This is a genomic window from Leptolyngbya sp. FACHB-321 (assembly GCF_014695975.1).
In the GTDB taxonomy this organism is placed as follows: Bacteria; Cyanobacteriota; Cyanobacteriia; order Leptolyngbyales; family Leptolyngbyaceae; genus Stenomitos.
The window spans coordinates 143,195-155,168 of the sequence record NZ_JACJPI010000071.1 but is presented as its reverse complement, the minus strand read 5'-3'; the positions used below and the strand labels follow the sequence as shown (position 1 = coordinate 155,168).

The window sequence follows — 11,974 nt, the reverse complement described above, 5'->3', positions numbered from 1 at the left end:
TTTGGGGGTGCAGTGACATGGACAAAGCCCCTGATATCAACGCTACTCTGTCATCCTAGTCACTCTTTAGCGAGCAGAGTCTTGTATTAAGCAATGTTTCGCCAGCAGTATCAAAACTTGGGAAGAGCCCAAATAGGCCGCAATTCGTCAATCGATGGCGCAATCGGTCAACGCAGCTCTAAATAAGCGTTTTAGCTTCTAACGGCCGTGGGATGAGCTGTGTCTAAGCAGCAGTGACTGAAAGTGGGTTAGAAGCTTGAAACATTTGTGGACTCTGGTTTCGAAAAATTGTGCCACTCATTTGCAAATTGTGCCATATCTTTTGCTCATTCACAGCTATAAAGTCTCATGGCGGCAGGGCAATAAGAACCAGTGCCAAGGGCCGTGATATGTTCTTAGCAAACAGGCATCAGTGCGATTGATCGCTGCTTTAAGCAGCGTGTCTATAGTGTCGATAGAGACCACACATCTTTTTTCAAGCAGCCTCATCGCTCCCAACCACTCCCCATAGTGTTGCGATCGGCATGCTTTCACCGCGGTGAGCAGCTAATTTAGTCCGATTGAAGGTTGAACCTAAATGACCTTCCTTAGTCTTAGTTTTTAATTCTAGAAGGTAAACAAGCACCTGCTAATTTTAGATGTAGCCTGCTAATTTCTAGCCTCTCTTTTTAGTCGTCATTACATCCATCTACTCTTACTTTCATCAACATTTATGCGAAGCAAGAGAACATGAAAGCAAAAAAAGGTGAGGTAATTAAACATTTTGATTACTCCCAGCATTGAGCGTCTCATCCCAACACACGCCTGGAAGCTCCTCAAGCCTACTGTCAAGAGTCTACGTTGTTTTACTACTAGAACAACGTAGAACATCTTCTCAGAAGCACTCCTACGTTGTTTTCTCAATTAAATCGCGTCTACCGATGCAAGCGGGATCGTATCTCTTGAATGCCGACCTGCAGATGCTCTGGGGCAATCAAGCCACCTTTGTGCAGCACTGGCACTTTGCTCAAGGTCGCAACAGCCTCGACACCAAAGCACTGGACCGTATTCTCAAAGCAGCGCGACGGCGACAGTTCCGCGTGACTAGCAAAGCCGATAAGTTCTTGAACGATCTGAATGCCGAAATTGAGCAGGGTTGGACGGGGCTCGAACAAACCAATCGGTTACTCGGACGCATTGCCATACGTTCTTACATCTTTGGGCATGTCCTGTATACAGATAAGCCGTTAGAAGGCCATGCCTTAGTCCACGCTATCGTCACGATCGCTCAGAACCTCCTTGGCTATCACGACTGGTGCCAGCATCAGCAGGAAGTGGAGAAACGGGCTCAAGACTGGAGGCTAGCGATTGAGCAGAGCCACTACCTCCACTACGGCATCGACAAACGACCCGTTGAGTTAAGTCCTGCTTAACCGGTCGCATCCGAACCCAGTTGGAACCAGCAACAGCAAGCAGAAGCGAGAGCACGCATTCAACAGGCAGTCGTTGACTTATTAGAAAAGGAAACACTACCGTCAGGTATTACCGCACGCTTCGATGCGCTCATGACCTATGGCTTGCGCGATTTCTCTACCCATGTAAAATTTACCAGTGCCATCCCGGCTAGGCGATCGCTGTTGGTAAACGACATCAGCACTGGTCGTAATCGTTGCAGGCGAGGCTTGGCAACCTCCAAGCAGAACAGTGAAGCCGATCAGTAGGATCAGCGCACCATTTAACCAGCGAGATTGCCAACGATGATTCATAACTGTGTTCAAATCAGCCTGTATTCCGCATTCCAGCGGCAATGCCGTTGATGGTCAGCAGGGCACCCCGCAGCAGTTCACCTTTGCTATAGCGCGATCGCACCACCCCTGTCACGGCTTCTGTATTGTGCTGTCGCAGCCGTTTCAGCAGCGATACTTGCAGGAAGCCAAGGGGCACGATCGTGCCGTTACGCAACTGCACCGATCGCTGCAAATCGGGATCACCATCCAGCAAACGCTTGTGCCCCGTAATGGCAAGCACCATCTCGCGTGTCAGATGGTATTCATTGGAAATTTGCTCGAACACTGGCTCCAGTCGCGCTTTGTCTTCTGGCTTAGCAAGTTCGTGAACGTAGTGTCCAGCAATTTGCAGATCGACTTTAGAGAGAGTCATTTCGACTTTGGAAATTGCCATCTTAAAGAACTGCCACTTGAAGTAGAAATAGCGCAAGAGCTTCAAATGTTCTTCAGGTTCTTCAACTAAAAAGTCGTTTAGTGCCGTGCCCATGCCATACCAGGCAGGCAGGAGAAAGCGGCTTTGTGTCCAGCTAAATACCCACGGAATTGCCCGTAGACCACTAAGATCTTTTTTGCCGCCACCGCGCCGTGCTGGACGAGAGCTAATTTGAAGCTGGCTGATTTCTTCGATCGGCGTGACCTGCAAAAAGAAGTCCAGAAAATCTGGTTGTTCATAGATAAGGGCACGATAATGGCTGCGCGATCGTGCTGCCAGTTCTTCCATAATTTCGTGCCAGGGCTGGATGTCATCAAACCCAGTACGCAGTAGGCTGCCCTGAATCACTGCCGTCGTGACGGTTTCCAGGTTATACAGCGCCAGTTCCGGCAACGAATATTTTGATGCCAGCACCTCGCCCTGCTCTGTAATTTTGATGCGTCCATTCACGCTCCGACCAGGCTGCGCCAAGATTGCTTCGTAGGCAGGTCCGCCGCCTCGACCGACTGAGCCACCTCGACCATGAAAGATGCGTAGTGACACATCGTACTGCTCCGCCACTGTCTGCAATGCTTGTTGTGCCTTGTGAATTTCCCAACTACTGCTTAGGAAGCCGGAGTCTTTATTGCTGTCGGAGTAGCCCAGCATGACCTCCTGGAGCGATGGTGCTTGCGCTTCTAGCTGGGCATAGCCACCCGCTAGCACGGCTCGATAGAGGGGCAACTCAAACAAGTGTTTCAGCACGGATGGCGCTTTAAGCAGATCCTCCACCGTCTCAAAGAGGGGCACTACATGAAGGGCACTCGTGCCAGTCGCAGGATCATATAGTCCGGCTTCCTTCGCTAAAAGCAGCACCTCCAGCAGGTCGCTCACCTCATGACTCATGCTAATCACGTAGGTGTTGCAAATGTCGGTACCAAACTCCTGCTGGAGCCGCCGCACCATACGAAAGGTTTCGACGGCTTCGCGCGTTTTAGCTGAGAAGTTCAACTCAGTAGGAATCAGTGGTCGGCGTGTCTGTAGCTCGGTTGTTAGCCAGAGCGTCCGCTCATATTCTGTTAGCTCGTTGTATGGCTTAGCCAGCAGTTGAAGGTAGTCAACAATTTCGCCAATAGTGTCAGAGTGGCGCGTACTTTCCTGGCGTACGTCTAGATGCGCCAGCGTAAAGCCGTAGATTTCGACCTGGCAGATCAACGTTTCCAGATCACGGCAGCTTAAGCCTGTTTCGGTCAAGCTCCGCTCGATCAAGCGTAGTTCTGCTAGAAAAGCTGCGCCAGAGGCATAGATAGTGTTGGGGTTAGAGTCTGGGGCATCACCGCGTAAGCAATCGCTGTTGTTGATGATGGCATTGCGATCGCGCGTATTCTCCAGACGCTTTTGAATATACGACAGCTTGAGTCGATAGGGTTCTTGGCGATAGCGAATGGCAAGCTGATCATAGACCACAGGCATTTGGAGTTGGTCTTGCTCCAATGATTCCAGCAGTTCAGGCAGGACATCACTCCAATGCAGCGACAAACTTAGCAAGTCCTTGAGCCGATGCACTGATTGAATGTATTTTTCGATGACCATGCCACGCTGATAACACGCAGTCTGCCAGGTGATTTGCGGTGTGACTGAAGGATTGCCATCGCGATCGGACCCCACCCACGAGCCAAATTTACAGAAGTTGTTGCTGGGTGGTTCCATCGTTGGAAAGGACGCATGCAACGCTTGCTTAAAGCGTTGGTAAAGCTGCGGAATTGCATCAAACAGCACTTCTTGAAAGTAGTGCAGCGTGTAGTCCACTTCATCCAGCACCGTTGGTTTGAATTGATGCAACTCGTCAGTGCGCCACCAAAGGCGAATTTCTTCTGTCAATTGTTCGCGCAAGACCTCTGCTTCCCAAGAGGCAGCCGGAAGCCCCTGAGCAGTGAGCCGATCTTCTACCTGGTCAAGCTGGCGTAAAATGCGCGCAATCCGACGCTGCTTGTCGCGAATAGTATGCCGCACAATTTCAGTCGGATGGGCTGTAAAAACCAACCGAATATCCAACTGCTTGATTAAATTTTGGACGTGCTGCGGCGGCACATTGAGGCTACGAAGCTTGGGAAAGAGCCAGTGAAACGTACCCATCTCTCTACGCGCTTCTGGATCTTGCAGGCTTTTTTCCAGCAGATCTGCTTCGAGCCTGCCCAGTGGCGTTGACGATTCGCCATGTGAGCCGGGATAACCTGCGATCGTCTTACTTTGCTCTACCGCAGCCGATGACGCAGTATCGCGTGAGGCTCGGTATTGCTGCTGCTGATCGCGCTGCTCGTAATGCTGCTCCACAATGTTGATGAGTTGGAAGTAGAGCGCAAAAGCACGCGCTGCCCGGATTGCCTCGTTAAGGTCTAACCGCTCTACCACCCGTAACACTTCTGACTCTAAAAAACTGGGCGCTTGTCCGTCCGGTGAACATAGCTCCCGCAACTGATTCAGCAGATCGACTAGTTCCTGACCACATTCCTCTTGCAGCACACAAGCCCATAGATCTTCAACAATCTTGAGCCGATGCCGCAAAAACAAATCAGAAGTAGAGGTCACAGTCATAGCCTCGGGAACTATGGACTCGATCGCTGTTCCAGAGTTCAATCCATCATCTGACGAAGGTCGTGTCGAACTCATGAGGCTGCTCTTGTCAAAGATATTTCAATAATTCTATGGGGTAATCCTCAGTTTTGTGGCTGCGAGAGCCACCAATTTACTTTTTGAGTCAAGGAAATGTTAAGGAGCGGCGCTGTCATCCGGATTGGAGGCAGTATTGCTGGGGAAGTGAAGCACAGGGAGGCGATCGCCCCGAAAAATTTCTTCACTAAACACACTCAGTTCATAGACAGCTTTAGTCAAGGCTTTACCACCTACAAGGGCGAACAACACGGGTGCAGTAGCAAGACTTAACAAAAAGGTTGGCGGTACAAAGGGTACAGCATCCGCGCCAGCTTGAATATCGCTAGCTTGAAGCGCTTTTTCGGATTCTTCTAATGACATAGTTAAAGCTCGTAAGGTTTATTAGTAACTGCGTTGGGACTGTATGCCAACGGTAATGGCACCGATCATTTGCTCTGACCATTCGCTCTAAGGAGAGATGGATTCAGTGTCTCTGTCAGCTTTACGGCAACGTAGCCGTTATGATGGTGCAAACTTGCTTGATGAAGTGAGTAGCACTGAAAGTCTGATACTCAGGTCTATATGTTTAGATCTAGAGTTACATACAAACTGTGTCAGATCCCCAGGTATGTGTTATTCATATGGGGCAAAATGACTGAATCTCATACTTTAGTCATAGGTTTGCTCGCAACCGCATCTAACCGCAACTGATTTAACCGCAACTGTATAAGGCGCTCATGCTGGATGTACATGGACAGAATCCTTCCTCGGCTCGTGAAAAACGCTCTCCAAGAGTGGACGGCACTTTGCTGAACGGTTGGATACAACAGCAAGTAGATCTGCCATACGTGCGGGTAAAGAGCAGACTGCGTGGCAACAACCTTCATCTCTTATTAGAAGGAAGTCCTTGTCCGTCTGGTGCTGTGGTCATACCAAAACTAAGACAGGCACTCTCTGTGACAGCACTAGCTGATCAGCTACCACCGGAGGCTCCTCCAGTCTATCGTGTGATTGTCTATGGGCGGCTACCGCAATGCTCCAAGCCAGAGTGGACAGAATCATTTGTGCCTCATGCAGCCGATCGCCCCGCCTTAGAGCCAGGATCGCTTGAAACAACGCGATCACCAGAACAAACAAAACCACGATCGCTCTCAGAGCTTGCTGGCTCTGCCTCTCAAGAATGCAACATTGAAGCAACGGGTGTTTCGATGCTTCATGCAGCACGTCAAGGTCAGCCAGAGGCAATCGCCCGTCATTTGAGCGATGTCTTTGGTTCGCTTGGCATTGCCGTCCGTATTCGACAAGGAAGCCCCAAGCCCTCTCAGCCAGACGCTTCTTCCACTCCCATTGGGCTGAGCGCTCAGGTCGAAACGCACTCGCCACTCGCCATGCCCCCGTCTCCCCAACGCCTCTTCATCGTCTGCGAGTCTGCCTACAGTCCTGACCCGCTGCTGTTAGCAGAACCGATCGCCCAACGGCTGCGCGCACTCGAACTCAAAGGGTTTCAGGATGCCGTGATCTTTGGGCAGGTCATTGGTGAAACGAAGCCAGAGTGGTTGTTAAGAGTTGATTTAACGCCGCCCAACGACATTTTGAAGGCATGGGCGCGTTGGGGCGATGTGCAGTCCATTACCCGCTTACTTAACCGCATTCTGCTGCCCTACCAGGTGGAGACCTCTGCCTTGCTGAAGGATGCAACCCTTCACTTAACGTGTCGAGGTATGCAGTCAGCTAAGCCGGATAAGCTGACCATGATCGCGGCGATCGTCCCCTTGCTAGAAGCGCTCTCGCCTCAGGGCATTCGTGCTGCCACACTCTACGGCTTTGCTCAAGATGCAAGCAGTGACCTTGTTGAGGCAGCTAGCAGCACTGGGCACCAGAATGGCACTACACCTGCGCCTCTATGGGTACATTGGCTCGATCTGTCTACCGATCCCCAACCCAAAACGGCGCTTAATCTGGCTCAAGAGGGCAATTTGGACGCAATTGCCTTCCTGTTAACTCGGATGCTAAACCCTGACTTAGACACCAAGCTCGCCACTGGTGGTATTCAGCTACAGGTTCGGCAAAAAGCAGATTTGCTGCATGTGATGGGTGAGGCGCCTCTATGCCCGTCACAAAGCCAGATGGGTGGAGCGATCGCGCGGTTTCTCAAACCGTTGCAACTTCCGGCGATTGCAGGAGTACGGATTTATGGTCGCCGCGCAGGGCAAAAACAGCCCCTGTGGAGCTACGGTGTCGATTTTGCTTCGCGCGATCGCCTGGTGCCTGAAGCAGCTCCCGAATTCGCAGTGTCTGATGCATATGTCGGCGATTTGCTGTCACCACCTGGAGCCTTGGTGCTTCGTACAGAGCAAGCATCTGAAGCATCACAGTCATGGTTAGGCACTCTGTGGGACAACTCTATCCAGCGTGTGCAGCGATCGCTCCTCTGGTCACAGCTTTTCGTGCCTCTAGAAACGGTACCCCCTAGCCCACAACTGCAACGCTCCTACCGCTCTGGGTTAACGACGCAGCGCAGCGCCTCTGTAGCAGTAGTTTGGGGTACGCTCGGCTTATTGCTTGTTGTTCAAGCCGACTGGCTGCTGAGCCAATGGGTAAAAACACCTCCACCGGCACCGATCGCTAAAGAGATAGAACCCCCAGCCTCCTCGGCTCCAGCCCCAGCCCAACCCTTTCCGACCCTATCGTTGAAGAAAAGCAAGCCTGGGGATCCAACTGTTTTCAACAAGTCTGGCTTCACGCAACCAGGTGCGATCGCGTCTTCCCCAGCAGCAGACTCTAGTGGTTTGGTTGCCGCTGCACTGCCCGCTTCACCACTGCGACCCAAAGCAGGCAATCTCTTGCGCGGGTTAGAGTCGTATCCCACCTTCAACAGTCGTCAGCTCGACGAAAAGCTTGCCCTTTACCAGGCATACCTTACAGACTACGGTACGCCGGATATCTTAATCATTGGCAGCTCAAGAGCCTTACGTGGTGTTGATCCAATTGCACTTCAAAAAACGTTGGCTGAACAGGGTTATAGCGGCGCAAAAATCTTCAACTTTGGTGTGAATGGCGCAACCGCTCAGGTTGTTGATGTGATCGTGCGACAGTTGCTACCCCAAGACAAATTGCCCAAATTGATTTTGTGGGCGGATGGTGCCCGTGCCTTTAATAGCGGTCGCAGTGACGTAACGTATGATGGCATTATCGCCTCTGATGGCTATCAGACGCTGGCAGCAGGTCGATCGCCCATTCCTGGCACAGCTACAGCCGAAGTGCCGATCCCTCAAGAGTTGGAAACCAACAAGACAGAGATGGCAGCAGCAAGCTCAGTTGCAGGAGCGCCAGCCACGTCGCTAACGGGCGGTTACCGAACGGTTAACCAGAAACTGAATCAAGGTCTTGAGGGACTTTCTGCCCTTTACTCTCAGCGTGACAACCTCAAACGTTTCTTGCGTGACGGGCTGGTCAGCTTAGTACCCAAAAGCCCTACTGCGATCGCCTTGAATGACGTGATTACGCCCAATAATCTTAGTGAGGCAACCAGTCCAGGCGCTGTTGCTGCAAACTCTCCAGGCTCTGTACTTTCTGACGGACAGAGCGCGATCGACATAGATGGCTTTTTACCGTTGCCGAATCAGTTCAACCCCGCTACGTATTACCAGAAGTATGCCCGCGTGAATGGCGACTACGACTCTGACTATGAGTCCTTTAACCTTGAAGGCAGCCAAGCTCAAGCTTTGACAAACTTAGTTCAGTTCAGTCAAACGCATCAAATTCCACTGGTCTTTGTCAATTTGCCGCTGACAGGAGATTACCTCGATCCAACGCGCAAGCGACACGAAGAGGCTTTTCAGCAACACATGCTGCGTCTTTCTACCCAGTTAGGGTTTGTCTATCGCGATTTGAATCAGTCTTTGGCAAACCAACCCGCCTACTTTTCCGACCCCAGCCATTTAAATCGCTACGGAGCTTACGAAGTTGCACGCAGGCTGGCGATCGACGTTATGATTCCTTGGAATCAAGCTCGTCCCTAAAGAGGCGTTCCGGCTCAAACTTCAGGTTGAAGCAGCACCTCATTGATAGGGTCACTGACTCAACAATCTTTTTTTTGCTGCTCAATCTTTTGCTGTAAAGCTAACAGTTCAGCTTTTAGCTGCTCTGAGAGCGGTAAAGCTAAAACATTGAACATATCTTTTAAGCGATAGCGCCAGTCATGTCGCAACAAACATTCAAGCGAATTTCTCTGTGAGTTAGCAGTGAGGAACTGATCATCATTTAATAACCCTTCTAGAAAGGGAACCCATTCTGATGCCTCGTCTGGCAGTTCGATGGTGCTATCTTCCCAATCCATCAGTGAGGCTACACCTTTGCTTAATGGTCTTTTACCCACGATAGTACAGCCACCAGCCCAACCTTCAAACCACCGGAACAAAATGGGTGAACGACCGCAAAAGCGATCAATCTGACTTGGTTCAAAGCAGAGACTGATACGCGATCGACTTAATAGCTTTGAGTGTAAAGTAATATGCTCTCCCAAATCATGAACGATAGAGCTGTTAAATGTAGAGTGATAATACAAGCGCTCACTACAAGGTTGCGAGTAGTACGATTGCAAGCATTTATGTAGCTCAAGATTTGTTCTACCGTAGTTAATAATATCAATGGGTCGCTGCCTTGCGTTTGAACCTAATCTTAAGGCATCAGTTGCTAGGGGCAGAAAAGTAGTTGCAATCGGGAATGTGCTATTAATTTCAGCCGCCGCCTCAGCATCAATGACAAATAAATGATCTAGGTCAGCAACAATGGAGCGATCGATGTGATTGGGTTCAAAACTATCTAACAAATAAGCAACTCGAAGATCAAACTGTTTTAGCAACGGTCTAAGCGTGTGCATAGACAACAAAAAAAAGGGCGTCATACCTACAGCCAACAGCACGTTTGGTCCATTGCCTAAAGTGGGCAGATCCTTTAGTTCATACCATGACTTAAAAAGGCGATGCCGATAACGCTTGAACAAGCCTATCTTCTTATTGCTTGAAGGATATAAGAACGTTGTCTCACAAACATCTGCCAGTATCGTTTCAAGCGTATGGTTTACTGCCCAACCAACTCGATTATTCTTAAGATAAATTTCTGACAATACAAATAGGTGCATAGCTCGATGGTTAGCCAATAAACAACTATTTCGGCAACTATATTAAAGAGTAAACTACATCAATTAAGGCGTCTGTACAGAAGTTTGCTGCAATTTGCTACAAAGTAATACCTTTGCAACAAAATAACATACTTTTTCAGTTTCTAAGTTCAGGGGATAGTAAAAAACGGCATAAGTTTGTAACCAGTCTTCTACATATAGCAGTCCTAAATCAGTTGTAAGGTTGAGAGGCTTTGTGAGAAAGGATTCCAGTGGAGTCCTTTCTCACAAACCAGATAGGATCGCTATATATGCAGTCATCATGAGGTAACTCACAGACAATACGATGGACACCTCCGCAAAAATCTACTGGCTGATTAGACAACGCAGTTAGACTTGAGCAATTATTTGCCATGCTGGACTTTTGAAACAGATGCTAAGAGGTAATCCCAGTTTTTTGAGAGCTAATTACTTTAGCGGGTATACCAACAGCTGTAGCACCAGGTGGCACATCTGACAGTACGACAGCATTCGCTCCAATATTGGCATCATCGCCAATGGTAATATTGCCAAGAATCACTGCACCAGCGCCGATATTTACTCGCTTACCAAGTTTTGGTGCATCAAACAAGCGATCGAGATAACGTAAGCCAAGCGTTACACCTTGTCGAATGATGCTGTCATCGCCGATATGGCAATAGCCATGAATGACGATCGCCCCTTGATGTTCAATGACCACACGCCGACCCAATTGGACGGTATAAGGCAATTCAATACCATACCCATTGCGAACTTTTCGATAGAGCGATCGATACAGCAAGCTCAAGGGTGCTCGTAGCAGCCTCGGTTCAATAGTCATGCGCCACACTCCAAAGCGATAGACTGCGACTGCCCGAAACCCTGGCTTTGTCCAGTCTCGTCCGTGTGCCTCCCAGTCTTCCTTCAATTGTTGCAACAGTCCTAGTGATTCAGCCTCGTTGTTGTTCAAAGCTGTACCCCTCTAACAAAAATGCTGTTAAGCAAAAAATCACTCCATAAATTGGGGCGATCGGTGTCCGGCTTACGTTGAATAGCTCGTCGCCAGCGCCACAGCGTAAAGCCTGAAAGCCAAGCGGCATCTGCACATGCCGTAAACAGCCAGCCATGATTCTTCAAAAAGTACCGTCGTCTAGAGTCAAACCAATAGGTCGGCATCCGTTTCGGTGGACGCTTCGAGTCAGTCACACCGGAACTCTGACCAACAAAATGAACCACGTGGCTCTGCGGCACGTACCAGCAAGACCAGCCCGCCCGATGTGCTCTCAAGCAAAAATCAACTTCCTCAAAATACATGAAGTAGTTCTCATCCAGTAGACCGATCGCGTCAAACACTTCACGACGAATGATCATGCTTGCACCTGCCACCCAATTAGTCTCATGTGGACAATCAGCAATCGGCGGCACACCAATCCAGCGCGAAAGCAACTTTGACACAAACCCCAAACGCAACCCAAAGTCTAATTCGCTGATCACGCTAGGAAAGCGAAACGCTGAGTGCTGGGGAGAGCCGTCCAAATCTTCCAAACGGCTACCCGCAATACCAGCCTCTGGATGCTCATTCATAAAAGTGAGTAATGATTTCAGCGCACCCGATCGCACTACTGTATCTGGGTTCAGCAAAAGCACATAAGGACAGGAAACGGCTGATGCTAGAACAGGACGAATGGCAGCATTATTGCCAAAAGCAAAACCGCCATTTTTCTCCAGAGGCATCAGCTCAACCCAATCATGCCAATGGTTTTCGCTAATCGCTGACGCGATTTTTTCGACTGAGCCGTCACCAGAAGCATTATCAGTTACCACAACACGGCTACCGGGTATCGCATCGATTTCATCTACCAGCGATCGTAAACAATCGATAGTTAAAGCCGCTGTCTTATAGTTAAGAACAACAACAAGTAGGGTTATTGGTTGATTTAACTGAATCGTCTTCATAAAAGCAACCTTCAAGTTAGATAGAGCTGTAATTTTTCGCTCAGCATC

The 11,974-nt window shown here is 49.6% G+C and carries 8 protein-coding genes; 2 read left to right on the top strand and 6 right to left on the bottom strand.

Annotation, left to right across the window (positions count from 1 at the left end; translation table 11 throughout):
- Window positions 1–920 precede the first annotated feature (920 nt).
- The gene (locus H6F76_RS20015; RefSeq protein ID WP_190510915.1) at window positions 921–1,412 is read left to right on the top strand and encodes a hypothetical protein; all 492 of its coding nucleotides are present in this window, start codon (window positions 921–923) and stop codon (window positions 1,410–1,412) included.
- Window positions 1,413–1,514: 102 nt separating this feature from the next.
- Here the strand turns inward: H6F76_RS20015 and H6F76_RS29835 are convergent, their stop codons facing one another.
- From H6F76_RS29835 to H6F76_RS20000, 3 genes are all read right to left on the bottom strand, one after another.
- Complete coding sequence (locus H6F76_RS29835; RefSeq protein WP_199322248.1) at window positions 1,515–1,745, bottom strand: hypothetical protein; 231 nt, start codon at window positions 1,743–1,745, stop codon at window positions 1,515–1,517.
- A gap of 13 nt (window positions 1,746–1,758) precedes the next feature.
- The gene (gene ppc / locus H6F76_RS20005; protein ID WP_190449285.1) at window positions 1,759–4,848 is read right to left on the bottom strand and encodes a phosphoenolpyruvate carboxylase; all 3,090 of its coding nucleotides are present in this window, start codon (window positions 4,846–4,848) and stop codon (window positions 1,759–1,761) included.
- 99 nt (window positions 4,849–4,947) lie between these two features.
- Window positions 4,948–5,211: a hypothetical protein gene (locus H6F76_RS20000; RefSeq protein ID WP_199322247.1), complete on the bottom strand. Its 264-nt coding sequence runs from the start codon at window positions 5,209–5,211 to the stop codon at window positions 4,948–4,950.
- A 356-nt stretch (window positions 5,212–5,567) separates the two neighbouring features.
- On the opposite strand from H6F76_RS20000, the gene H6F76_RS19995 reads away from it, so the two are divergent.
- Window positions 5,568–8,852, top strand: coding sequence for a DUF1574 domain-containing protein (locus H6F76_RS19995; protein WP_190510913.1), 3,285 nt, complete (start codon window positions 5,568–5,570; stop codon window positions 8,850–8,852).
- Between the two features lie 59 nt (window positions 8,853–8,911).
- On the opposite strand, the gene H6F76_RS19990 is transcribed toward H6F76_RS19995, so the two are convergent.
- The 3 genes from H6F76_RS19990 to H6F76_RS19980 all read right to left on the bottom strand — a co-directional run bounded on the left by H6F76_RS19990 (window position 8,912) and on the right by H6F76_RS19980 (window position 11,926).
- Entirely contained in the window at window positions 8,912–9,973 is a 1,062-nt protein-coding gene (locus H6F76_RS19990) for a glycosyltransferase (RefSeq protein ID WP_190449283.1), read from the bottom strand.
- Window positions 9,974–10,388: 415 nt separating this feature from the next.
- The gene (locus H6F76_RS19985; RefSeq protein WP_190510911.1) at window positions 10,389–10,940 is read right to left on the bottom strand and encodes a serine O-acetyltransferase; all 552 of its coding nucleotides are present in this window, start codon (window positions 10,938–10,940) and stop codon (window positions 10,389–10,391) included.
- Window positions 10,937–11,926, bottom strand: a complete 990-nt coding sequence (locus H6F76_RS19980) for a glycosyltransferase family 2 protein (protein WP_190510909.1) — start codon at window positions 11,924–11,926, stop codon at window positions 10,937–10,939. The genes H6F76_RS19985 and H6F76_RS19980 overlap by 4 nt, the downstream gene beginning before the upstream one ends.
- Window positions 11,927–11,974 lie beyond the last annotated feature (48 nt).

Excerpts from the sequence above, each read along its gene's own strand:
- H6F76_RS20015 (WP_190510915.1), top strand. The coding sequence starts at position 921 with ATGCAAGCGGGATCGTATCTCTTGAATGCCGACCTGCAGATGCTCTGG.
- H6F76_RS29835 (WP_199322248.1), bottom strand. The coding sequence starts at position 1,745 with ATGAATCATCGTTGGCAATCTCGCTGGTTAAATGGTGCGCTGATCCTA.
- ppc (WP_190449285.1), bottom strand. The coding sequence starts at position 4,848 with ATGAGTTCGACACGACCTTCGTCAGATGATGGATTGAACTCTGGAACA.
- H6F76_RS20000 (WP_199322247.1), bottom strand. The coding sequence starts at position 5,211 with ATGTCATTAGAAGAATCCGAAAAAGCGCTTCAAGCTAGCGATATTCAA.
- H6F76_RS19995 (WP_190510913.1), top strand. The coding sequence starts at position 5,568 with ATGCTGGATGTACATGGACAGAATCCTTCCTCGGCTCGTGAAAAACGC.
- H6F76_RS19990 (WP_190449283.1), bottom strand. The coding sequence starts at position 9,973 with ATGCACCTATTTGTATTGTCAGAAATTTATCTTAAGAATAATCGAGTT.
- H6F76_RS19980 (WP_190510909.1), bottom strand. The coding sequence starts at position 11,926 with ATGAAGACGATTCAGTTAAATCAACCAATAACCCTACTTGTTGTTGTT.